At 43.3% G+C, this 22933-nt stretch carries 19 protein-coding genes; 3 read left to right on the top strand and 16 right to left on the bottom strand.

The window, feature by feature from the left end; genetic code table 11:
- Nucleotides 1–419 precede the first annotated feature (419 nt).
- Nucleotides 420–4136 (top strand): pullulanase, encoded by a 3717-nt coding sequence (locus NML69_RS04395; RefSeq protein ID WP_254725414.1) that lies wholly within the window; start codon nt 420–422, stop codon nt 4134–4136.
- A gap of 187 nt (nt 4137–4323) precedes the next feature.
- Here the strand turns inward: NML69_RS04395 and NML69_RS04390 are convergent, their stop codons facing one another.
- Genes NML69_RS04390 through NML69_RS04360 form a run of 7 tightly spaced genes read right to left on the bottom strand, consistent with a single transcriptional unit; the run spans nt 4324 to nt 9659 of the window.
- A complete protein-coding gene (locus NML69_RS04390; protein ID WP_125840503.1) occupies nt 4324–5088 on the bottom strand; it encodes an amino acid ABC transporter ATP-binding protein in 765 nt (254 codons plus the stop codon).
- 9 nt (nt 5089–5097) lie between these two features.
- Nucleotides 5098–5820: an amino acid ABC transporter permease gene (locus NML69_RS04385; RefSeq protein ID WP_000350565.1), complete on the bottom strand. Its 723-nt coding sequence runs from the start codon at nt 5818–5820 to the stop codon at nt 5098–5100.
- A 3-nt stretch (nt 5821–5823) separates the two neighbouring features.
- On the bottom strand, nt 5824–6516 hold the full coding sequence (locus NML69_RS04380; RefSeq protein ID WP_000255460.1) for an amino acid ABC transporter permease: 693 nt from the start codon (nt 6514–6516) through the stop codon (nt 5824–5826).
- Between the two features lie 32 nt (nt 6517–6548).
- Complete coding sequence (locus NML69_RS04375) at nt 6549–7427, bottom strand: transporter substrate-binding domain-containing protein (protein ID WP_254725412.1); 879 nt, start codon at nt 7425–7427, stop codon at nt 6549–6551.
- Between the two features lie 11 nt (nt 7428–7438).
- On the bottom strand, nt 7439–8437 hold the full coding sequence (locus NML69_RS04370; protein ID WP_254725410.1) for a uroporphyrinogen decarboxylase family protein: 999 nt from the start codon (nt 8435–8437) through the stop codon (nt 7439–7441).
- 2 nt (nt 8438–8439) lie between these two features.
- Entirely contained in the window at nt 8440–8643 is a 204-nt protein-coding gene (locus tag NML69_RS04365) for a hypothetical protein (RefSeq protein ID WP_084941132.1), read from the bottom strand.
- 11 nt (nt 8644–8654) lie between these two features.
- Nucleotides 8655–9659 carry a uroporphyrinogen decarboxylase family protein gene (locus tag NML69_RS04360; RefSeq protein WP_254725408.1) on the bottom strand — a complete coding sequence of 335 codons (1005 nt, stop codon included), beginning with the start codon at nt 9657–9659 and terminating at the stop codon, nt 8655–8657.
- Between the two features lie 366 nt (nt 9660–10025).
- On the opposite strand from NML69_RS04360, the gene NML69_RS04355 reads away from it, so the two are divergent.
- A complete protein-coding gene (locus tag NML69_RS04355; protein ID WP_247923958.1) occupies nt 10026–10883 on the top strand; it encodes a 5'-nucleotidase, lipoprotein e(P4) family in 858 nt (285 codons plus the stop codon).
- 229 nt (nt 10884–11112) lie between these two features.
- On the opposite strand, the gene NML69_RS04350 is transcribed toward NML69_RS04355, so the two are convergent.
- Together NML69_RS04350 and glmS are read right to left on the bottom strand one after the other, a co-directional pair.
- Nucleotides 11113–12165 carry an LLM class flavin-dependent oxidoreductase gene (locus tag NML69_RS04350; protein WP_000229782.1) on the bottom strand — a complete coding sequence of 351 codons (1053 nt, stop codon included), beginning with the start codon at nt 12163–12165 and terminating at the stop codon, nt 11113–11115.
- Nucleotides 12166–12276: 111 nt separating this feature from the next.
- Entirely contained in the window at nt 12277–14085 is a 1809-nt protein-coding gene (glmS, locus tag NML69_RS04345) for a glutamine--fructose-6-phosphate transaminase (isomerizing) (RefSeq protein WP_254725524.1), read from the bottom strand.
- Between the two features lie 215 nt (nt 14086–14300).
- On the opposite strand from glmS, the gene NML69_RS04340 reads away from it, so the two are divergent.
- The gene (locus NML69_RS04340) at nt 14301–14714 is read left to right on the top strand and encodes an EamA family transporter (RefSeq protein ID WP_000264208.1); all 414 of its coding nucleotides are present in this window, start codon (nt 14301–14303) and stop codon (nt 14712–14714) included.
- Nucleotides 14715–14752: 38 nt separating this feature from the next.
- Here NML69_RS04340 and NML69_RS04335 read toward each other — a convergent pair whose 3' ends face one another.
- The 7 genes from NML69_RS04335 to ruvB all read right to left on the bottom strand — a co-directional run bounded on the left by NML69_RS04335 (nt 14753) and on the right by ruvB (nt 22713).
- Nucleotides 14753–16132, bottom strand: a complete 1380-nt coding sequence (locus NML69_RS04335; RefSeq protein ID WP_254725406.1) for a glycoside hydrolase family 1 protein — start codon at nt 16130–16132, stop codon at nt 14753–14755.
- A 98-nt stretch (nt 16133–16230) separates the two neighbouring features.
- Nucleotides 16231–18084 (bottom strand): proline--tRNA ligase, encoded by a 1854-nt coding sequence (locus tag NML69_RS04330; protein WP_254725404.1) that lies wholly within the window; start codon nt 18082–18084, stop codon nt 16231–16233.
- Nucleotides 18085–18100: 16 nt separating this feature from the next.
- Complete coding sequence (rseP, locus tag NML69_RS04325; RefSeq protein ID WP_254725403.1) at nt 18101–19357, bottom strand: RIP metalloprotease RseP; 1257 nt, start codon at nt 19355–19357, stop codon at nt 18101–18103.
- 15 nt (nt 19358–19372) lie between these two features.
- Nucleotides 19373–20176, bottom strand: coding sequence for a phosphatidate cytidylyltransferase (locus NML69_RS04320; protein ID WP_049477447.1), 804 nt, complete (start codon nt 20174–20176; stop codon nt 19373–19375).
- 8 nt (nt 20177–20184) lie between these two features.
- Nucleotides 20185–20943 (bottom strand): isoprenyl transferase, encoded by a 759-nt coding sequence (locus NML69_RS04315; protein WP_000466705.1) that lies wholly within the window; start codon nt 20941–20943, stop codon nt 20185–20187.
- A gap of 206 nt (nt 20944–21149) precedes the next feature.
- Nucleotides 21150–21734 carry a nucleotidyltransferase family protein gene (locus tag NML69_RS04310; protein WP_254725402.1) on the bottom strand — a complete coding sequence of 195 codons (585 nt, stop codon included), beginning with the start codon at nt 21732–21734 and terminating at the stop codon, nt 21150–21152.
- Nucleotides 21715–22713, bottom strand: coding sequence for a Holliday junction branch migration DNA helicase RuvB (ruvB, locus tag NML69_RS04305; protein WP_302851696.1), 999 nt, complete (start codon nt 22711–22713; stop codon nt 21715–21717). Before ruvB ends, NML69_RS04310 begins: the two co-directional genes overlap by 20 nt.
- Nucleotides 22714–22933: the final 220 nt, after the last annotated feature.

Below are 22933 nucleotides of genomic sequence, written 5' to 3'. Positions count from 1 at the left end.
TTCCAAGCCTTGTCAATCAGGCTTTTCTAATCGTCATATGGTTTTAGAAACCCCTATCACCGTGTCCCTTTGATAAATTTTCAGAATCTTTAAATCTTTGTTACAAGCACTCAAAAACCTGAAAAAAAGCACAAAAAGAGCAGCTAAATCTGACTTTTTCAGAAGATTTAACTGCTGTGAGCCTTGTCTGGACAATATTTCAGACAAAACCTACGACAAATGATTACTCATATTATACCTTATTTAGCTAGATTTTTCAAGGTTTTTTTACTATTTTTTAAACAATCTTTTCCTATATATTATTTTAAAATTTCAAGAAAATGAATCATTATATTTTCTCTTAAAAGTTAGGAAAACGCTTGCACTAATGTTTACCTCGTGCTATACTGTTAGGGAACAACTACACAAGGAGAATTGTGATGAAAAAGATCCCATCTCAAACTGAGAAAAAAATGATTTATGGTATCCGTTCCTTGAAGAACGGAACTGGTTCTGTCCTTATTGGTGCCAGCATTATCCTGCTTTCTGCTGCAATGCCAACTATTTCGGCTAACGAAAACCTGCCTCAAACTCAGGAAAATACCAGCGCTGTGACCAAGGCCCCTACTGAGACTGAAACGAGTCAAACTCAAAAGGAAACGCCTATTTCTGAACAAAAGAATGCAAACGCTTCCCTTGATTCTAAAAAAGAAGCTCCAGCTGGGGAAACTACTGCAGCGCCAGAAACACCCAAAACAGAAGATGCTACTACAAGCCAGGCTAACAGCAAGGAAGAGAAAGTAGATAACAGCACTGCAACGCCAACTTCAGAACAAAAACCACAAGCTGACACATCTTCTGAAGAGCCCATCGCAGACAACCACTTCCGTATCCATGTAAAAAAACTCCCTGAAGAGAACAAAGATTCTCAAGGTCTTTGGACTTGGGATGATGTTGAAAAGCCGTCTGAAAACTGGCCCAATGGAGCCAAGTCCTTCAAGGATGCCAAGCAAGATGACTACGGCTATTATCTAGATGTCAAACTCAAAAATGAGCAAGCCAAGAAAGTCAGCTTCCTCATCAACAATACCAAGGGGGATAACCTGACAGGGGACCGTTCTGTAGAGCGCCTCTCTCCAAAAATGAATGAGGCCTGGCTAGATGAAAACTACAAGGTATACAATTATCGCCCTCAACCAGCAGGAACTATTCGTGTCAACTACTACCGCACCGATGGCAACTATGACAAAAAATCTCTTTGGTATTGGGGCGATGTCAAAAACCCAAGCAGTGGAGAATGGCCTGACGGTACTGACTTTACCGCAACTGGAAAATATGGCCGTTACATTGATATCCCACTCAATGAAGCTGCAAGAGAATTTGGATTTTTATTACTAGACGAAAGCAAGAAAGGCGATGATGTGAAAATCAGAAAAGAAGATTATAAATTCACTGATCTAAAAAATCACAGTCAGATTTTCCTCAAAGATGATGACGAAACCATCTACACCAACCCCTACTACGTTCACGATATCCGTATGACTGGTGCCCAACACGTGGCTAAATCTCGTATCGAAAGCAGTTTTTCTACCCTCGTTGGAGCTAAGAAAGACGATATCCTCAAACACTCCAGCATCACTGATTACCAAGGGAATAAAGTAGCTATCACAGACGTGGAAGTGGATGAGGCAGGTAAAAAAGTGACCTACATCGGCAACTTCTCTGACACCCAACACCCGTACACTGTCAGCTACAATTCAGACCGCTTTACCACACGTTCAAGCTGGCGCCTCAAGGATGAATCCTACAGTTACGATGGTCCACTCGGCGCAACTCTAAAAGAAGATGGCAAGCGTGTTGACCTCACCCTCTGGTCTCCAAGTGCTGATAAGGTTTCCGTTGTTGTCTATGACAAGAAAGACCCTGAAAAGGTAGTCGGAACTGTCGCCCTTGAAAAAGGAGAAAAAGGAACCTGGAAACAAACTCTGGATGCAAACTCTGGTCTCGGTATCAGCAACTACACTGGCTATTACTACCACTACCAAATCGAGCGCCAAGGTAAAACTGTCCTCGTTCTTGACCCTTATGCCAAATCATTAGCGGCTTGGAACAGTGACCTAGCAAAAACAGATGCCGCTCATAAGGTCGCTAAGGCTGCCTTTGTTGATCCAGCCAAACTAGGACCTCAAGACTTGACTTACGGTAAGATTCGCAACTTCAAATCGCGTGAAGATGCTGTCATCTATGAAGCCCATGTTCGTGACTTCACCTCAGATCCTGCCATCGCAAAAGACTTGACCAAGCCATTTGGTACCTTTGAAGCCTTTATCGAAAAACTGGACTATCTCAAAGACTTGGGTGTGACCCACATCCAGCTCCTTCCAGTCTTGTCTTACTACTTTGTCAATGAATTGAAAAACCATGAACGTTTGTCTGCCTACGCTTCAAGCAACAGCAACTACAACTGGGGATATGACCCTCAAAACTACTTCTCCTTGACTGGTATGTACTCAAGCGATCCTAAGGATCCAGAAAAACGTATCGCCGAATTCAAAAACCTCATCAACGAAATCCACAAACGTGGCATGGGTGCTATCCTGGACGTGGTCTACAACCATACTGCAAAGGTTGACATTTTTGAGGATATTGAGCCAAACTACTATCACTTTATGGATGCAGACGGAACTCCACGTACTAGCTTCGGAGGCGGCCGTTTGGGAACTACCCACTACATGTCTAAACGTGTCTTGGTAGACTCCATCAAGTATCTAGTTGAAACCTACAAAGTAGATGGTTTCCGCTTTGATATGATGGGTGACCATGATGCGGCTTCAATCGAAGAAGCTTACAAGGCTGCACGCGCCCTCAATCCAAATCTTATCATGCTAGGTGAAGGCTGGAGAACCTATACTGGTGATGAAAATACGCCTGTACAACCTGCTGACCAAGATTGGATGAAGAAAACAGATACTGTCGCTGTCTTTTCAGACGACATCCGCAACAACCTCAAGTCTGGCTATCCAAACGAAGGTCAACCTGCCTTTATCACAGGTGGCAAACGCGATATCAATACCATCTTTAAAAATCTCATTGCCCAACCAACTAACTTTGAAGCAGACAGTCCTGGAGATGTTATCCAGTATATTGCAGCCCATGATAACTTGACACTCTTTGATATTATTGCTCAGTCTATCAAAAAAGACCCAAGCAAGGCTGAGAACTATGCTGAAATCCATCGCCGTTTGCGACTTGGAAACCTCATGGTCTTGACTGCTCAAGGGACTCCGTTTATCCACTCTGGTCAAGAATACGGACGTACCAAACAATTCCTTGATCCAGCCTATAAGACTCCTGTTCCTGAAGATAAAGTTCCAAACAAGTCTCACTTATTGCGTGATAAGGACGGCAAACCATTTGTCTATCCTTACTTTATCCATGACTCTTACGACTCTAGTGATGCTGTCAACAAGTTTGATTGGACCAAGGCTACCGACAGCAAAGCTTATCCTGAAAATGTCAAGAGCCGTGACTACATGAAAGGATTAATCGCTCTTCGTCAATCTACGGACGCTTTCCGACTCAAGAGTCTACAAGATATCAAAGAGCGCGTCCAACTCATTACTGTCCCAGGCCAAAATGGTGTTGAAAAAGAAGATGTAGTCATCGGCTACCAAATCACTGCTCCAAACGGCGATGTCTACGCAGTCTTTGTCAATGCGGATGATAAGGCTCGTGAATTTACTCTAGGAACTGCCTTTGCTCACTTGAGAAAGGCTGAAGTCCTCGCAGATGAAAATCAAGCCGGACCAGTAGGAATCGCTAAACCTCAAGGTCTCGAATGGACTGAAAAAGGCTTAAAATTAAACGCTCTCACTGCCGTTGTTCTCCGCTTGTCTCAAGGTGGTGCCATCGTCGCTCCAGCTGTGGAAGAAAAACCAGAATTTGATCTTTCTAGCTTGAAAGTTGAATCAGAACAAGACCTAGCCCAAAACCTAGTAGCAAATCCTGACTCTCAAGAAACTGCTACAGAGACTCTTTCTCAGAAAGTCCTTCCAAACACAGGTACTGAGAGCAAATCCCTCCTTGCCCTTGCTGGATTCAGTATCCTTGCCCTTCTCGGACTTGGATGGTTGATAAAAAACAAGAAAAAGAACTAACACTCAATGAAAATCAAAGAGTAAACTAGGTAGCTAGCCGCAGGCTTTACTCAAGTACGGCAAGGCGAAGCTGACCTGGTTTAAAGAGATTTTCAAAGAATATAACCTAGCCCTCCTATAGAAAAACACCCCATGATTAGAAGACTCTTCTAGCCATGGGGTGTTGTTTTTATGATACACTTATCTATCAAATCATATATTCTACACTATAGGTGGCATCTGATAAGATACGAGCCAGAAACTGCTTGGTTCGTTCTTCTTGTGGACGACTAAAGAAATCGTGGGGATTGTTCTCCTCTACGATACGGCCTCCATCCATAAAAATAACGTGGTTAGCGACATCTCTAGCAAATCCCATTTCATGCGTGACGACCACCATGGTCACACCTTCTCCCGCCAACTGTTTCAGAACATCCAAAACATCTCCAACCAACTCAGGGTCTAGTGCCGATGTTGGTTCATCTAGCAAAATGACCTCGGGCTTGACGGCAATGGCACGCGCAATTCCTATTCGTTGTTGTTGCCCTCCAGATAGCTGAGAAGGGTAGTAGTCCTTATAGGCCAGTAAACCAACTTTTTCTAAGGCAGATTCTGCACGTTTGAGCGCTTCTTCCTTGGGAACTTTACGAGCTATAATGAGGCCTTCTAGAATATTTTCCAGAGCAGTTTTATTTGCAAAGAGATTGTAGTGTTGGAAAACAAAGGCTGTTTTTTGGCGAATTTCTAGAATGTCTTTCTTGCTCAATTTGGATAAGTCATAGGTCTTTCCTGCCAATGTCAAACAGCCACTATCAGCTTTTTCTAAGTGGTTGAGACAACGGAGAAAGGTCGTTTTCCCCGAACCTGATGGTCCTAAGATAACGACGACATCCCCTTGGTTGACCTGGAGATTGACATCCTCCAGCACCTGCCTCTCACCAAATGTTTTTGCGATATGTTCTACTTGTAACATCCTGTCCTCCTATACAAAACGCGCGCTAGATGCTTTTGCTCTCTTTTCTTTTTTCACATAGCCTTTTTCTAATACAGAAAAGCCCCACTGAATCAAACCACAGATCAAAATATACTGCAAAAAGATTACAAAATAAGACTCAAAATACTGGTAACCGTAGGACGCTTCCACACGGGCAATAGCAGTGATATCCTTGATGGTCATAACAAAGACCAGGGAGGTCCCTTTGACGATATTGATCACCAGATTGGCCAAGTTAGGCAAGGCTGAGCGCAAGGCTTGAGGAAAAACAATCCTTAGATAGGCCTGGGTCGTAGTCAGCCCAATCGCATGCGCCGCCTCTAGTTGTCCCTTGTCCACCGTCAAGATCGCTGAACGCAAAATCTCCGATAAACTCCCGACTGTCATCAAACTATAAATGATAAAGGCATAATAGAGAGGATCAAGCTTGAAAATATCAAAGTCACTTCCTATGCTTTTAAGAAATTGATTCAGCAGGCTTGGAAACAAACTATAAAAGAAGAGAATCAATAAAATCGGAGGAGTCGCTCGGATAAAGGCCAGATAGACCAGAGAAAAACTCCTCACCCCTCGAACCTTGTAGATCTGCCCCAAGGCTAAAAATAGAGCCGGTAAAAAGCTTAAGACCATAGCCACAATCATGATAATCAAGGTGATTGGCACACCTTTCAAGGTCTCCAGAAAGGTCTTTACAATATAGTCTATATCCATTTCTTACCTCCCTTTTGTTTCCAAAGACTTCTCAAGCAAACGACTCAAGCTAGAAATAACCAAGGCAATCCCCCAGTAAAGAAGTGCAACTGCCGTATAGGTTTCCAGCGAGTAGTTCCCTAAATTGCGACTAATCAAGAGATTGCCTGCCCCCATGACATCAACAAAACCAATCGTATAAGCCAAGGCAGCATCCCGCATAAGATTGAGAATAGCGGTTGTTATGTTGGGAAGAGCAACTTGAAAAGCTTGAGGAAAAATGATTCTCCAAAAAGTCTGACTTGGAGTCAAACCAATACTAAGCCCGGCCTCTGTCTGCCCCTTTGGAATAGCTTGATAGGCCGCCTTGAAAACCTCGGCAACAATAGCCGCAAACAAGAGAATCATCGTCAGGAGAACAAAAATAGTTTTAGACCAGTTGTTGATATCCAAACCAAGCCACCATTTCAGAAATTCTGGCAAGCCATAAAAAACTAGAAAAAGCAAGACAATCGGCGGTGTACAACGAAGGGTAAAGATATAGCCTTTGGAAATCGCTGCAAAACTCTTGTCTTCTCCTACTTGTGCCCAGGCCAAGAGACCTCCAAAAAGGGAACCAAGAAGAGTGGTAAAAAAGAGAATGGACAAGGTCATAGGAAGCGCCTGCCATAAGGTCGGCAAAAACTGAAAGACCTTGGAAAAATCATAAGAAACCATGCAAAACCCTTTCTAGTCTTGGAATTTCTGGCCTAGTCTTTGTCTACATAACTAAAGACATCTTCTTTAAAGTATTGCTGAGATAGCTTAGCAAGCGTACCATCTTCTTTCAACTCTTTGATTGCTTTTTCATATTCTTTAGCGAATTTCTCACCCTTTTCATCACGGTGAATCAAGGGATAAGTTGGAATGCCCTTGTATGGGAACCAGCTGAGTTTATCCGCATATTGATGGTAGGGACCATCTTCTGCTGTAACTGCTTTTTCAAAGGACAGTTTGATGTCAAAGAAGGCGTCATAACGTCCTTCCAAGACCCAGGCATAGGCATCTGCCACTTTAAAGGATTCAGCTGCTGTTAGCTCAATCGGTGCATCCTGATGTTTTTCATTGTAGCTGGTGATGACATTCCATTGGGCATTCTGTGGAGAGATGGGAACCAATTTCCCTTTATTCTTAGCAAAGTCATCAATAGTTTTGTATTTCTGTTCATCTTCTTTTCTGACAGTAAATCCGATAATGCTCGCTCCCACTGGTTCAGATGGAATGACAAACTTTTTAGCTCGTTCATCTGTGTACCAAGCTCCCTTGGTTCCGATGTCATACTTGCCTGATTCCAGACCAATCAAGAGGTCGTCATCACTGGTACCCGTATATTCAAATTGATAGTTTTCTAACTTCTCATCAACAGCCTTCAAAACAGCTACTTCATAACCATCTGATTCTCCTTTTTCATTGACAAAGTCATAAGGTACGTAGTTTTGTGTATGGGCAACCTTCAAGGTTATGACTTCAGCAGACGAAGCCGTTTCTCCCTCCTTGGCTGGAGCGCCAGCTAAACTTCTCCCGATAATCGTTGCCCCAATTACTGCAACAACTGCTACACCACCGATAATCCATGCTTTTTTACTCATCTTTTTCTCCTTTAGTTTTCAAGCGCTTCTCTCACCCACTTGATACGTTCAACTGCGATATCACTTGGAATGGTACAATCTGCCCCAAGTACCAAGCCCTGTTCCCCAGCCTCTGCAACTAGTTTCTTTGCCTCAGCCTGAATGGCATCCTTGCTACCAGTATACAGTAAGCCTGTCTTGCCATTTTCGAATCCTCCAAGAACCGTACGCCCCTTGAAAATCTCACGACCTTCCTTGAGAGTGATTCCCTCTGGTCCTACAGCCCAGTTAAAGACTTGGGCTGGATAGTCTGCAAAAAGGTGAATATCATTTCGCGCTCCCTCGTAGCCACAGATATGAAGAACAGTAACACCATCAACAGCACTAGCTGCTTCCAGAACCGTTATCTCGCTAGGTGCAATGACGGCTTGATACTCTGCTGCCGACACTCGTTGATCTTGGATACTCTGCACGCTGAGGTAGATTCCATCAGCACCAGCCTCTTCGATGACAGCTCGACTGAGACTCGCAATATCTTCTGCAATCACATCCAACACCTTTTTAAGGGCTTCAGGATCTTCCACCAAAAAATCAGCAATGAGGTCATCCCCGCCAGATACTTCCCCAAGCAGCCACTTGAGATAGGTCACAGGAGCAAAAATATTGTAAATCGAAACGATATCTTCTGTAAATTCTTGCTTGATTTTCTTAACCAAGTCAACCTGCTCTTTTATCCAAGCGTGCTCTGGTCCGAGTGGTTGAATGGTCGCCAATTCTTGAAGTGATTTTCCTTTGGCAATCGCTGGATTTGGATAAGCAAAGTAGCCATCACTCATGAGTTTGATAAAGTCTGGCTGAACTTCTCGGATAAAGCGCTTATGTCCCTCGATATTCTTCTTGATAATGACTGGATTTGAGAAACCGTGTAGCCATTCGTCTTCGGATGTGAAATGGTGCCAAAAGCCAACTGGCACACGTTCAACCTTTTCACCTCTAAATGCTTTTAAAACCCATTCTTTTTTTTCTGACATTCTTATTCTCCATTTCTTACTTTTTCAACTAATAAACTGCTTGCGATATCATTCGAGCGTAGAAAGGGGAGACTGGACTTGGAAAAATCCTGAACTCCACGACATCTCTCTCCATTTTTGCAGTGCCCATTTTTTACGACGCTTATGGTGACCAAGGCCAGCAAACCGACAACTGCAATGAAGATGCCCCATCTTTTACTTTTCATAGCTCCTCCTTTTAGAGAACAGCTGCCTGCCGAATCCAGTCCAACCTCTCTAAGTCAAAGTCATCTGGAACAGTACAGTCAGCTCCCAGAAGAATACCTTTACTACCCGCTTCAGCCAGCAACCGTCTTGTTTCATTTTGCAATTCCGCCTTGGAACCTTGATAAAGCAAGCTTTTCTTGCCATTTTCAAATCCACCTAAAACGGTCTTACCTGGAAACAACTCTTGACCCTTTGTCAAACTAACATCCTCATGATGAGTCGCCCAGTTGACCACTTGAGCTGGATAGTCCTTAAATATCGTCACATCATTGCTCGCACCTTCAAAACCACAGATATGGAGGATATTGGTCCCACCAACCTGATTGGCTGCCTCCAAAATCGCTATATTGCTCGGTTCGATATAGGTTTGATAGAGTGCTGGTGTGATGCGCTCATCTTGAATTTCCTGGGTGCTGAGGTAAATCCCGTCGACTCCACCTTGCTGGATGATTTTCTGAGTTAGGATAGCAATATCTCCTGCAATCACATCTAGAATCGCTCTGAACTGCTCAGGATTTTCAAGCAATAGATCAGCCACTTCCCTATCTCCTCGAGAAGTTTCTGTACGGAACCAGCGCTTGAAGTAGGAGATAGGGGAAAAGATATTGTAGAAAGAAACAATTTCTTCTGTAAAGGTCTCTCGAATCGCTTGTACCACTTCCACCTGTTGCTGAATCCATGGGTGTTCCTCACCAATCGATTCAATAGAAGTCAGCTCCTGAATGCTTGCGATCTTAGGACTATAGACATTACTTGGATAAAGGAAAAAACCGTCGCTCATAATTTTGACAAAATCAGGGCGAATCCTTTCTACATAATTGCGATGCCCATCAACACTTTTTTGCAAGATCCGTGGATTGTTTAATCCCTGCCCCTTTTCTTCCAGTGTTACAAAATGAAACCAAAATCCCACAGGAACTCTTTCCACTTCATCGCCTCGAATCGCTCTAAAGACTAAATCTCTTTTACTTGCCATACCTTTCTCCTTCCATTTGGATTGAAACCATCTTACCACTCCTTTTCCCCTTTTCCCAATATATATTGACTATCAACTCGATTAGAAATTTTTATATCTATAAAGAAAAAATCCCTGAAAAGCCTGATGTTACTAGCCTTTCAAAGATTCACTTTATTTTCATCTATTTTCCAAAAAGAAGCTGATATAGATTTTCTATCAAGCCGATTGAATTTTTTTATATCCATCTTCATTCCCAAATTAAGTACATGATTTTATCCTAATACCAAATTACTACTGAAAAATTTCTTTTCTCTCGATATTTCCTTGCACAAATCCCATGAAAACGCTACAATATTAATAGACTATTATTAGGAGGATGGGATTATGAAAATATCCAAAGTTACCATTACAATTGCTTCTACACTTACTTCCGTCATTTTACTGACTGGCTGTGGCACAAATTCGGCAAATTCACAGACAACACAAAGTAGTACATCTGATAATCAGGTTACCATGACCTATGATCAGTTGCGTTCAAGAGAGAACACTATGTCAACTCTTTGGTATCAAAAAGCAGCTGAAACCAAGGCACTCTATCTACAAGGTTACAATGTCGCTACTAATCGTTTGAAAGAACTACTAAAAACACAGACAGATAAACCCTACTCTATCGTTTTGGACTTAGACGAAACCGTATTAGACAATAGCCCTTATCAAGCGCAAAATGTCAAAGACGGAACAGCATTTACCCCAGAAAACTGGGATGTCTGGGTAAAAAAAGCCGCAGCCAAGGCTGTACCAGGTGCTAAAGACTTTCTCCAATTTGCAGACCAAAACGGTGTCCAAATTTACTATGTATCTGACCGCACGATAGATCAGGTAGATGATACGATCAAAAACCTAGAAAATGAAGGAATTCCTGTACAAAGCCGCGATCATCTCATGTTCTTAGAAAAAGGCGTCAAATCTAAAGAAGGTCGTAGACAAGCAGTCCAAGAAAAAACCAACTTAGTCATGCTACTAGGAGACAATCTTGTAGACTTTGCAGAGTTTTCAAAGACCTCTGAAACTGAGCGCAACCAAAAATTAGAGGAATTACAAAAAGAGTTTGGTGAGAAATTCATCATTTTCCCTAACCCAATGTACGGATCATGGGAAAGCACTGTTTACAATGGTAATAAATTGGATGCCAAGGGTCAAACTGAAGAGCGACAAAAAAACTTACAAGGTTTTGATAAATAAAATAAGAGAGCTATCTACCAGTTTACACCAACCACAAGATATCGTATTTGTGAGAATATCAAAAAAGACGATTTCCAAGCGGAAATCGTCTTTTTTACTATTTTATCTTGTACTTGGTATAAACTAGTATATATTCCACTAGATAGTATGCTCTATCACTTGTACCACTTCCACCTGTTGCTGAATCCATGGGTGTTCCTCACCAATCGACTCAACTGATTGAATTTTTTTATAACCCCTCTTTCATGGCAAAGTATGCTCGTACTTTTGGAGCCACTTGTGTGCCGAAGAGTTCAATAGCTCTCAAAACTTGATCATGTGGCATAGAACCAAGCGGTAGATGGAGCATGAAACGGTCCAAGTCTAAATCCTCAATCATGCGAATCAATTTTTCTGCCACCTGATCTGGATTGCCCACAAACATGGCACCATTTGGTCCAACTTGCTCCAAATATTGCTCATAGGTCAACTCCTGCCAGTGCGGACGGTCCTTGGAAATTGCATCCACCACTTGCTTGGTCGGATGGAAATAATCTTTGACAGCCTGCTCGCCATCTTCCGAAATCCAGCCCCAAGAATGAGCACCCACTTTCAGGTCTTTCTCCGCATGACCGGCTTCCCTACCAATCTCACGATAAGCTTGAATCAGCTTTTTAAAATAACGTGGATTGCCACCGATAATGGCATAGACAATCGGCAACCCCGCCTGAGCAATCTTCACTGTTGACTCTACATGACCTCCTGTCGCCACCCACAATGGCAATTTGTCCTGAACAGGACGAGGATAGACTTCTTTTCCAGCGATGCTTTGAGTCAATTGTCCCTGCCAGTTCACTTTGGTGCTTTCATTTGCCAGCTGAAGCAGGTCTAACTTTTCATCAAAAAGAGCTTCATAGTCTTTCAAGTCATAGCCAAACAGAGGGAAGGATTCGGTAAATGAACCACGACCTGCCATAATCTCTGCCCGTCCATTTGACAAGGCATCGATGGTAGCATATTGTTGGAACAAGCGAATCGGATCCATACTCGAGAGAATGCTGACCGAACTAGTCAAACGAATCTTTTTGGTATTGACTGCCCCAGCTGCAAGAATAATCTCTGGCGCCGATACCGCAAAGTCCTCCCGATGATGCTCCCCAATCCCGTACACATCCAAACCAACCTTATCAGCCAGCTCAATTTCTGCCACCAACTGACGAATGCGTTCATCATGACTGTAAATCTGCCCAGTCGCTTCCAGAGCGGTTGTTTCACCAAATGTTGAAATTCCTAATTCTACCATACTGTTTCCTCGCTATCTCTTTTAGTTTTTAGAGTATTTTATCACTAATTAGTTTTACTTTCAATGGATTTGCTCATTAGAAAAAGCCTAGATGAACTAGACTTTCTTGGTTTATTCTACTGTTACTGACTTAGCAAGGTTACGTGGTTTGTCCACATCGAGTCCACGGTGGAGGGTTGCAAAGTAAGCGACCAATTGCGTTGGTACGACCATTGAGATTGGTGAGAGGTAAGGGTGGACAGTCGTAAGAACGATATCATCTGTCTCTTTGGCAACATTTTCTTCTGCGATTGTAAGTACCTTAGCACCACGGGCTACGACCTCCTGGATATTTCCACGAGTGTGGTTAGCAAGGACTGGATCTGACAAGAGGGCCAAGACAGGTGTCCCCTCTTCAATCAAGGCAATGGTTCCGTGCTTGAGTTCTCCTGCCGCAAAGCCTTCACATTGGATGTAAGAAATCTCTTTGAGTTTGAGACTGGCTTCCATGGCTACATAGTAGTCTTGACCACGTCCGATGTAAAAGGCGTTACGAGTTGTTTCAAGAAGCTCACGAACTTTAGAATCAATGGTTTCTTTTTCAGAAAGAGTTGATTCAATAGACTGAGCTACGATTGACAACTCATGAACCAGGTCAAAGGCTTGCGCTTTGGCATTACCGTTTGCTTCTCCGACAGCTTTTGCAAGGAAGGCAAGTGCTGCGATTTGTGCTGTATAGGCCTTGGTTGAAGCCACGGCAATTTCAGGACCCGCGTGAAGCAACATAGTATGGTTGGCTTCACGTGAAAGGGTTGAACCTGGCACGTTGGTCACTGTCAAGCTCGGGATTCCCATTTCATTAGCCTTGACCAAAACCTGACGGCTGTCAGCTGTTTCACCAGACTGGCTGATAAAGATGAAGAGTGGTTTTTTGCTGAGAAGGGGCATACCATAACCCCACTCAGATGAAATTCCAAGTTCAACTGGTGTATCTGTCAATTCTTCCAGCATTTTTTTAGAAGCAAATCCTGCGTGGTAAGATGTCCCAGCTGCAAGAATGTAAATACGGTCTGCGTCTTGAACAGCCTTGATGATAGCTGGATCTACAACAACTTGACCAGCCTCATCTGTGTAGGCTTGGATGAGTTTGCGCATGACCGTTGGTTGCTCGTCGATTTCCTTGAGCATGTAGTAAGGGTAAGTCCCCTTACCGATATCTGACAAGTCTAGCTCAGCAGTATAGCTAGCACGCTCACGACTGTTACCATCATAGTCTTGAACTTCGACGCTATCAGCCTTGACGATTACCAACTCTTGGTCATGAATTTCCATGTATTGGTTGGTCTCTCGAATCATAGCCATAGCATCTGAGCAGACCATGTTGTAGCCTTCTCCAAGACCAATCAAGAGCGGTGATTTGTTCTTAGCGACATAGATGACATCTGGATTTTCAGAGTCAATCAAGGCAAAGGCATAAGAACCACGGATGATGTGAAGAGCTTTTTTGAAGGCTTCAAGAACTGAGAGACCTTCTTCTTCTGCAAATTTCCCAATCAAGTGAACAGCGATTTCCGTATCGGTTTGCCCCTTGAAGTGGTGACCTGCAAGGTATTCTTCCTTGATTTCAAGGTAGTTTTCAATCACCCCATTGTGCACCAAGACAAAACGTCCTGTCTCAGAGCGGTGTGGGTGAGCATTGTCTTCCGTTGGTTTCCCGTGAGTCGCCCAACGAGTATGTCCGATACCAGTTGTCCCCTCAACACCTGCTGTCTTGGCAGACAATTCTGCGATACGACCGACAGCCTTAACCAGGTGATTTTCAGCACCACCTAGGACAAAAATCCCCGCAGAATCATAACCACGGTATTCGAGCTTTTCAAGCCCTTGAATCAAAATATCAGTTGCATTTGTGTTTCCAACAACACCAACAATTCCACACATAGTATATACGACACAGACCAGCTGTGCTTTCTCCTTAAATTGGTATAGTCTAATTCTCACTTTACGGAATCAGCAAAAACAGTATATACTTGTTTTTCTCACTTGTCAAGAATAAAAATTGGTATAGTTTTTCCATCTGGTATTTTATCAAGATTTCACTTGATACCTGACAAGTCAGCATCAATTACTTATAATAAAAAGAGGAGGTATTTGCCATGTGGTTTTTCTTCGCACTTTTATCAGCTATCTTTGCAGCCTTAACGTCAATTTTAGCCAAGATTGGGATTGAAGGAGTTCCATCCAATCTAGCAACCGCTATTCGTACAGTCGTCGTCATTCTTATGGCCTGGGCCATGGTTTTCTTGACCAATAGTCAGACCGAAATTGTCAACATCAGTAGAAAAAGTTGGCTCTTTCTCATCTTATCAGGCTTAGCCACTGGCGCCTCCTGGCTCTGCTACTACAAGGCTTTGCAGATGGGCAACGCGACTGAGGTATCTGCTGTCGATAAATTCAGTCTCGTCATTACCCTCGTTCTAGCCTTTTTCTTCCTACAGGATGTCCTGACGTTTAAAACAATTATTGGCTGTATCCTGATTACGATCGGAACCTTGGTGATGATATTGTAATAAAAAGTGAGATGAACACCATCTCACTCTTTTTATTCTTAAAATCCATTATGATCGCTGAGTTCTTTGAACCAGTGGCCTGATTTCTTCAGGCGACGTTCCTGTGTTTCCAAGTCAAGCTCCACTAGACCGTAGCGGTTTTTATAACTGTTGAGCCATGACCAACAGTCGATAAAGGTCCAAATCAAGTAGCCCTTACAATTGGCTCCGTCTTCAATCGCACGATGGAGTTCACGAAGATGCCCTTTGACAAAGTCGATACGATAGTCGTCCTGAATCATGCCATTCTCACGGAATTTATCCTCACCTTCAACACCCATGCCATTCTCTGTCAGCATCCACTCAATATTACCATAATTTTCCTTGATATTTTGGGCAATATCATAAATCCCCTGCTCATAGATTTCCCAACCGCGGTGAGGATTGATTTTACGGCCCGGCATGACGTAAGGCTCATAGAAATGCTCTGGCAAAAGCGGGCTATCAGGATGCTTAGCAAAACGTGGCGCCATAACACGCAAAGGCTGATAGTAGTTCACTCCTAGAAAATCAACAGTGTTCTCGCGAATGAGTTCTAACTCTGCGGCTGTGTATTCCGGTAACAAGTCATAATCTGCTAAAATCTCCACTAACTCTTCTGGATAAGCTCCCAAGACAGACGGATCTAGGAAAGATTGGGCTTGGAAGAGGTCGGCAATGCGAGCAGCCTTGACATCTGCAGGATGCTGGCTACGTGGATAAGCCGGTGTCAAGTTTAAGACAATCCCAATCTTAGAATCAGGCAGGACCTCATGACAAGCCTTCACCGCAAGACTACTAGCCAGTTGCGTATGATAGGCAACCTTAACCGCTGCTTTGGCATCTACCTTATGAGGATAGTGAGCATCGTAAAAATAGCCAAACTCTACAGGTACGATGGGCTCGTTAAAGGTAATCCATTGGTCCACCAAGTCACCGTAAGTCTCAAAACAAAAACGAGCATAGTCTTCATAAGCCTTGACAGTTTCCTTATTTTCCCAACCATCGCCGTCTTCTTGGAGGGCGAATGGCAGGTCGAAGTGATAGAGATTGACTAAGAGACGAATCCCCTTGGCCTTAATAGCTTCAAAGACCTGACGGTAGAAAGCCACCCCTTGCGGATTGACCTCTCCACGACCTTGTGGGAAAATGCGAGACCACTGGATAGAAGTTCGGAAGGCTGTATGGCCTGTTTCTACTAGAAACTCAATATCCTTTTCCCAGTTTTCGTAAAAAGTCGATGTTTTGTCAGGTCCAATTCCATTATAGTAGCGATTGGGTTCCACCTGATACCAATAATCCCAGAGATTATCTCCTTTACCATCACCAAGCACTCGTCCTTCTGTCTGTGGTCCAGAAGTGGAGGAACCCCAGACAAAATCCTTTGGAAATTTTAGCATAGCTTTACCTCTTCGTTTACTCATTTTTCCCATTATATAGAAAAAACAAGGTAAAAACTAGTTACATTTTTGCCTTGTTTTTCTTCTGATTAAAGTTTTTATTTCTTGCTGAGGATTTCAAGTGTTTCAAGCAAGTTGTCTGCGTGAACTTCAATGGTGTCACCAGTCGCCTTGATTTTAACTTCTACGATGCCATCAGCTGCTTTCTTCCCAACAGTGATACGGATTGGCAACCCAATCAAGTCGCTATCGCTAAACTTCACTCCGACACGTTCGTTACGGTCATCCGTCAAGACTTCGTAACCAGCTCCCATCAAGTTGGCTTCCAGTTTATCTGTCAAGGCTTGCGCTTCTTCGTCTTTGACATTGACAGTAATCAAGTGCACATCAAATGGTGCCAATTCTTTAGGGAAGTTAACTCCCCAAGCATAACGGTATTCCCCTTTAGGAGTTTTATTGATAAAGAGGCGAGCGTGTTGTTCCATAACTGCTGAGAGAAGACGACTAACACCGATACCGTAACATCCCATGATAATTGGCACAGCACGACCATTTTCATCCAAAACATCTGCACCCATGCTTGCTGAGTAGCGAGTTCCGAGTTTGAAAATATGACCGATCTCGATACCACGCGCGAAGTTTAGAACACCTTGTCCGTCTGGTGAAATTTCACCCTCACGCACTTCACGGATATCCACGTATTCTGCAGTAAAATCACGACCTGGGTTCACACCCGTCAAGTGATAGCCATCTTCGTTAGCTCCTGCCACGGCATTGCGGACATCTTGCACCTTGCGGTCAGCAATGATTTTCACATTTTCTGGCAAACCAACTGGTCCTAGTGAACCAAAGCCTGCTGGGACGACACTTGCAACTTCTTCCTCGCTAGCAACGTCAAAGAAATCTGCACCCAAGTGGTTTTTCAACTTGACTTCATTGAGTTGGTCATTTCCAACTAGAAGGGCTGCAACAAGCTCACCATCTGCCATGTAGAAGAGGGTTTTGATCGTTTGCTCTTCTGGCACGTTAAGGAATGCTGCCACTTCATCGATGGATTTAACACCTGGAGTTTCCACGCGAGTTACTTCTTCTTCCGCAACGACACGGTTGCTTGGTTTGTACTCGTTTGTTGCCATTTCTAAGTTAGCTGCATAGCTAGACTCACTTGAGTAGGCAATGGTGTCTTCACCAGAAACCATCCATTTGAGCAATTCTGCCTTGATTTCTTCTTGCACTTCTGCAGGAATCTCATCAAATGAGGCAACTGACTTGTCTAAGACAACCCAGCGGTCAAGGTCTGTACGAGCAGGTGTGATGGCCATAAATTCTTGGCTATCCTTACCACCCATAGCGCCACCATCACCGATGATGGCCTTGAAGTCCAAGCCACTACGAGTAAAAATACGTTCATAGGCTGCCTTGTACTCGTCATAAGTCACATCCAAACTATCGTAATTAGCATGGAAACTATAGCCGTCTTTCATGATAAATTCACGCGTACGGAGAAGTCCGTTACGTGGACGTTTTTCATCACGGTATTTCGGTTGGATTTGGTAAAGGTTGAGTGGTAATTGCTTGTAAGACTTGACAGAGTCACGAACAATAGCTGTAAAAGTTTCTTCGTGTGTCGGACCTAGGATAAAGTCTGACTTTTCACGGTTTTTCAATTTATAAAGGTCTTCACCATAGGTTTCATAACGACCTGATTCACGCCAAAGATCGGCACTGAGAAGGGCAGGAGCCAACATTTCCACCGCACCAATCTTATCAAACTCTTGGCGCATAATGTTTTTAGCCTTTTCAATCACACGGTTAGCAAGTGGCAGGTAAGAGTAAACACCGGCAGAAACTTGACGAACATAACCAGCACGCAACATAAGGGCGTGGCTGATAACTTGAGCATCGCTTGGCATTTCGCGAAGCGTTGGGATTAGCATTTTACTTTGTTTCATAATATTCCTCGATTATCTAAAAGAAGAGTCGCATAATGTCATTCCAGGTTACAGCTAGCATCAAGACAACCATGATAACTACACCAGCCATGGTGACATAGGTTTCAATTTCTTGTTTAAGGGGTTTCCGGCGGATAGCCTCTAGGATATTGAGCACAATCTTTCCACCATCCAAAGCCGGGATCGGAATCAAGTTAAAAATTCCAATATTGATGGAAATCATGGCTAGGAAATAGAGGACATTCTCAAGACCATTTTTAGCAGCATCGCTACTTGCCTTAAAAATGGCAACGGGACCGCCGAGTTTGTTCAAATCTGGATGGAAAATCAAGTTTTTCAGAGCCGAAAGGATACGAAGCCCTGAATCAGCAGCGGTTGTAAATCCACCAACAAACATGGATAGAAAGTCTGACTTGACCCCTGGTTGAACCCCGAGAATGTAACGTCCTTGATTCTCTTCTGGAGTCACCGTAACTTGTTTTTCGCTACCATTTTCAGAAATAGTCACATCCAAGGTCGGGGCAGTCTTGTCCTTGGTATCTGCTTCCACAGCCTGGGTCAAGTCTTGCCAATTCTTAACCTCATGCGAGCCGACCTTGGTAATTTGAGCTGTCTCAGCTACGCCTACCTTAGCCAAAGCGCCCTCTGGCATGACGTGAAAGAGATTGGTCTGAGTATCTCTAACACCGCCCTGCAAAAAGATCAAGATCCAAAAAACAACAACACCTAAGATAAAGTTATTCATAGGACCTGCAAAGTTGGTGATGAGCTTGCCCCAGATAGAAGCATTTTGATACTGTACATCCAAAGGAGCGATGCGCACTTCGGTTCCGTCTTCTTCAACAACCGTTGCATCGTGACCTACTGCAAAAATCTTTTCTTCTTCCAAGACCAACCCCTTGATAAAGAGCTTGTCTTCAAAGTCAAACTGGGTTACCTGCATAGGAAGAGCCGTTTGATCCAGTTTCTTCCCTGAGAGGTTGATCCGTTTGACCTTACCATCATCAGCAAGTGTTAAACTGACTGGAGTTCCTGTCTTGATCTCTGTCGCATCATCACCCCAGCCTGCCATACGAACATAGCCTCCTAGAGGAAGGATCCGAATGGTATAAGCAGTGCCATCCTTACCGATATGGGAAAAAATCTTGGGCCCCATACCAATGGCAAATTCACGAACTAGAATGCCTGATTTCTTGGCAAAATAAAAATGTCCAAACTCATGCACCACCACAATAATCCCAAAAACCAGGATAAAGGTCAGCAATCCAATCATTCAATATTCCTTTCTTTAAAACAGGCCAAATAAGTGCATCATTGGAAATACAATCAGCATGCTATCAAAGCGATCCAACACACCGCCATGTCCCGGGATAAATTTCCCAGAATCCTTAACACCGAAATGGCGTTTCATGGCACTCTCAATCAAGTCACCAAACTGACCTGCCACACTGAAGAAGGCAGCAAAGAGACTCATTCTATAAATCCCATAAGGAAGAGCAACTGTGCTGTCCACTAACATGAAAATCACTGTTATCAGTACCGCACCTAGAATACCCCCAACAAAGCCCTCAATACTCTTATTAGGAGAAACTCTCGGAGCCAATTTATGCCTACCAAAATTCATCCCTGTCAAGTAGGCTGCGCTATCTGTCGCCCAAACGATAAAAAGGGCCAAAAGCACCTTGTCAAAACCTGCCACCCGAGCATCTAGTAAGGCATTGAAGCCAAAACCAACATAAAAACTCACAGCAATTGGGAAAGCGGCATCTTCAATCGTATAGTTTTTACTGAAAACGGTCGTCCCTAGCATTATTGTAATCAAAACACTGTAGGCAACCACATTCCCATCAACAGGCAAAAAAGTTAGGTAATTTTCTAAAGGGACTGTGAGAGCGAATGTCGCAAAAAGAGTCAAAGCGCCCTCAATGGTCATAGTCTTTAGTCCCTTCATGTGCAAGAGTTCATGGACGCCTAGCATTGCTAACAAGCCAATCCCTATCTGCAACAGGAGCCCTCCCGCAAACAAGACTGGAAGGAAAATTGCCAGGGCCAATACCGCAAACAATGTTCTCTTTTGTAAATCCTTGGTCATATCTTCTCCTAAACTCCTCCAAAACGGCGATTGCGATGGTTAAAAGCAGCAATAGCTTCCTGCAAGGCGGCTTCATCAAAATCAGGCCACAAGGTATCCGTAAAATAAAGCTCGCTATAGGCTGCTTGCCATGGCAAGAAATTGCTTAAACGCAACTCACCACTCGTGCGGATAATCAAATCAGGATCTCGCAAATCCTTTGGCAAATGTTGCGTGAAAAGATAGTCCCCAATCATATCTTCTGTGATGTCACCAGGGTTAATTTTAGCATCTAGAACATCTTGAGCCAAGCCCTTAAGAGCCTGCGTAATTTCAGCACGACCACCATAATTGAGCGCAAAATTGAGAATCAAGCCTGTATTGTTCTTGGTCAACTCCTCTGCTTTTTTCAAAGCTTCAAAAGTCGGCTTAGGCAGACGGTCTGTCTCCCCAATCATCTGAATCTTAACGTTATTTGCATGCAATTCAGGGACGTAGTTATCATAAAACTCGACTGGCAAGTTCATGATAAACTTGACCTCTTGATCTGGACGCGTCCAATTTTCCGTTGAAAAGGCATAAACCGTGATGACCTTAACTCCCATCTTGTTAGCTGCCTTGGTCACTTTTTGGAGGGCTTCCATCCCCGCCTTATGACCAAAAACCCGTGGTTGCATCCGTTTTTTAGCCCAGCGGCCATTCCCATCCATGATAATGCCAATATGAGCAGGAACCTGTGTTGGAACCTCAACTTCTACAGCTTTATCTTTCTTAAAAAATCCAAACATGTTCTTATTCCTATTCAAAAATCTATCGTTTCATTATACCATATTTCCCTATTTTCTTCTATTGCTAAGTTATTAGCTCTCCGTACAGACAAAAAATAAGCCGCCTGATTGGGCGACTTATTTTTATAGGGAGATTATTATGAAAAAGTTTTAGGAGTTTAAGTTAAGTTCCTCTTAACTTATGAACCTAGTATACCGTCCCTAACTTAAATTTTTCTTAAGTTTTTTGAGAAAGTCAGATTTTTCCATTTTTCTTGCCAATTTTTCTTGGACAAGCGTTCTTGATAGAGCTTCATTCGGTCTTCATTATCTAGGAAATGAGGAGTCGGAGAAACTTGAAACTTTAAAATATCCTCTATACCATAAGGCGCAAAGAGCTCCAAAGTTGCGTCGACATGCAAGCGGAGTCCTATCGCCGTACAGCGTTCGGGATACTTACTCATGGCATCACGAGAACTCGTGTAAGGCACAGTATGAGGACTGTGCAGATGCATATAGACCTGATTTTTCAACTCCCACTGATACTGAGGATAATCTTCTCTTAGCTTTTTCTCTAGGGATACTGTTTCCTCATAAGAAACATCTTGATCAAAGAAAATCACATCCACATCCGTCTCACGGTCAAAAGGCGATTTGTCTGACAAGAGATTCCAGATGAAATTTCTAACTGAACCTGCAGCCAACCACGAGTCTTTTAGACCAAGGTTACGAATGATGGCCAGAATAGTCATCATATCAGGATTTTTTCTAACACTATCTAGGATTTCTTGTTCATTTTTCATTGTACTCATAGCCCAAATGCTCGTAGGCTTTAGCCGTTGCAACCCGTCCAGACCGTGTCCGCATGATAAATCCTTTCTGAATCAGGTAAGGCTCGTACATATCCTCTACCGTCTCACGCTCCTCAGCAATATTAACAGAAAGAGTGCCTAGACCGACAGGGCCGCCGCCATACATCTCAATCATGGTGCGAAGGATTTTCTGGTCCACATAGTCCAAACCTTCATGGTCTACATCCAGCATAGTCAAGGCCTTATCCGTAATGACATCATCAATCAAGCCATCGCCCATAATCTGCGCAAAGTCACGCACGCGCTTGAGGAGACGATTAGCAATACGAGGAGTTCCACGACTGCGTAAAGCTAACTCAGATGCAGCTTCATGAGTGATTTCCATCTCAAAGATATCTGCCGTCCGCTCAACAATCTCTGTCAAGTCAGCGTGGGCATAGTATTCCATATGACCTGTGATCCCGAAACGTGCTCGCAGAGGATTTGAGAGCATACCCGCACGGGTCGTCGCACCAATCAAGGTAAAAGGTGGCAAGTCCAGATGAACACTGCGACTAGTTTCACCAGCACCGATCATAATATCGATGTAAAAATCTTCCATGGCACTATATAAAACTTCCTCAACAGCCATGGGCAAGCGATGAATCTCGTCAATAAAAAGAACATCTCCTGGCTCCAAGTCATTCAAAATTGCTACCAAATCACCTGCTTTTTCGATAACGGGACCAGACGTCTGCTTGAGATTGACTCCCAATTCATTGGCAATGACAAAGGCCATGGTCGTTTTCCCGAGACCTGGAGGACCAAACAAAAGAACATGATCCAGCGCCTCATCACGCATTTTTGCGGCTTCGATAAATATTTGTAGCTGATCCTTGACCTTGTCCTGACCGATATATTCACGTAAATATTGGGGACGGAGGGTACGTTCTACCAACTCCTCATCACCCATGATTTCATTATCTAAAATTCTACTCATGTTTCTATTATAGCAAAAATCCAGCCTACAAACAAAAAAAGCCACCTGATTGGGTGGCTTCTTTAGGGAGATTATTATGAAAAAGAAAAGTTTAGGATTTCATTAAATAAAGGGTACTCAATGAAAATCGAAATCAGACTAGGCAGATAGACGCAAGCATAACTGTAGTTAGCTAAGTCGACTCTGACGAAGTATGGTGAGATTTTCGAAGAGTATTAGG

Source organism: Streptococcus sp. CF8-6 (genome assembly GCF_024295845.1).
Lineage (GTDB): Bacteria > Bacillota > Bacilli > Lactobacillales > Streptococcaceae > Streptococcus > Streptococcus oralis_BO.
The sequence above is the reverse complement of the archived record's forward strand: the minus strand, read 5'-3'. Positions and strand labels throughout refer to the sequence as shown.

Excerpts from the sequence above, each read along its gene's own strand:
- NML69_RS04395 (WP_254725414.1), top strand. The coding sequence starts at position 420 with ATGAAAAAGATCCCATCTCAAACTGAGAAAAAAATGATTTATGGTATC.
- NML69_RS04390 (WP_125840503.1), bottom strand. The coding sequence starts at position 5,088 with ATGTTACAAGTAGAACATATCGCAAAAACATTTGGTGAGAGGCAGGTG.
- NML69_RS04385 (WP_000350565.1), bottom strand. The coding sequence starts at position 5,820 with ATGGATATAGACTATATTGTAAAGACCTTTCTGGAGACCTTGAAAGGT.
- NML69_RS04380 (WP_000255460.1), bottom strand. The coding sequence starts at position 6,516 with ATGGTTTCTTATGATTTTTCCAAGGTCTTTCAGTTTTTGCCGACCTTA.
- NML69_RS04375 (WP_254725412.1), bottom strand. The coding sequence starts at position 7,427 with ATGAGTAAAAAAGCATGGATTATCGGTGGTGTAGCAGTTGTTGCAGTA.
- NML69_RS04370 (WP_254725410.1), bottom strand. The coding sequence starts at position 8,437 with ATGTCAGAAAAAAAAGAATGGGTTTTAAAAGCATTTAGAGGTGAAAAG.
- NML69_RS04365 (WP_084941132.1), bottom strand. The coding sequence starts at position 8,643 with ATGAAAAGTAAAAGATGGGGCATCTTCATTGCAGTTGTCGGTTTGCTG.
- NML69_RS04360 (WP_254725408.1), bottom strand. The coding sequence starts at position 9,659 with ATGGCAAGTAAAAGAGATTTAGTCTTTAGAGCGATTCGAGGCGATGAA.
- NML69_RS04355 (WP_247923958.1), top strand. The coding sequence starts at position 10,026 with ATGAAAATATCCAAAGTTACCATTACAATTGCTTCTACACTTACTTCC.
- NML69_RS04350 (WP_000229782.1), bottom strand. The coding sequence starts at position 12,165 with ATGGTAGAATTAGGAATTTCAACATTTGGTGAAACAACCGCTCTGGAA.
- glmS (WP_254725524.1), bottom strand. The coding sequence starts at position 14,085 with ATGTGTGGAATTGTTGGTGTTGTTGGAAACACAAATGCAACTGATATT.
- NML69_RS04340 (WP_000264208.1), top strand. The coding sequence starts at position 14,301 with ATGTGGTTTTTCTTCGCACTTTTATCAGCTATCTTTGCAGCCTTAACG.
- NML69_RS04335 (WP_254725406.1), bottom strand. The coding sequence starts at position 16,132 with ATGCTAAAATTTCCAAAGGATTTTGTCTGGGGTTCCTCCACTTCTGGA.
- NML69_RS04330 (WP_254725404.1), bottom strand. The coding sequence starts at position 18,084 with ATGAAACAAAGTAAAATGCTAATCCCAACGCTTCGCGAAATGCCAAGC.
- rseP (WP_254725403.1), bottom strand. The coding sequence starts at position 19,357 with ATGATTGGATTGCTGACCTTTATCCTGGTTTTTGGGATTATTGTGGTG.
- NML69_RS04320 (WP_049477447.1), bottom strand. The coding sequence starts at position 20,176 with ATGACCAAGGATTTACAAAAGAGAACATTGTTTGCGGTATTGGCCCTG.
- NML69_RS04315 (WP_000466705.1), bottom strand. The coding sequence starts at position 20,943 with ATGTTTGGATTTTTTAAGAAAGATAAAGCTGTAGAAGTTGAGGTTCCA.
- NML69_RS04310 (WP_254725402.1), bottom strand. The coding sequence starts at position 21,734 with ATGAGTACAATGAAAAATGAACAAGAAATCCTAGATAGTGTTAGAAAA.
- ruvB (WP_302851696.1), bottom strand. The coding sequence starts at position 22,713 with ATGAGTAGAATTTTAGATAATGAAATCATGGGTGATGAGGAGTTGGTA.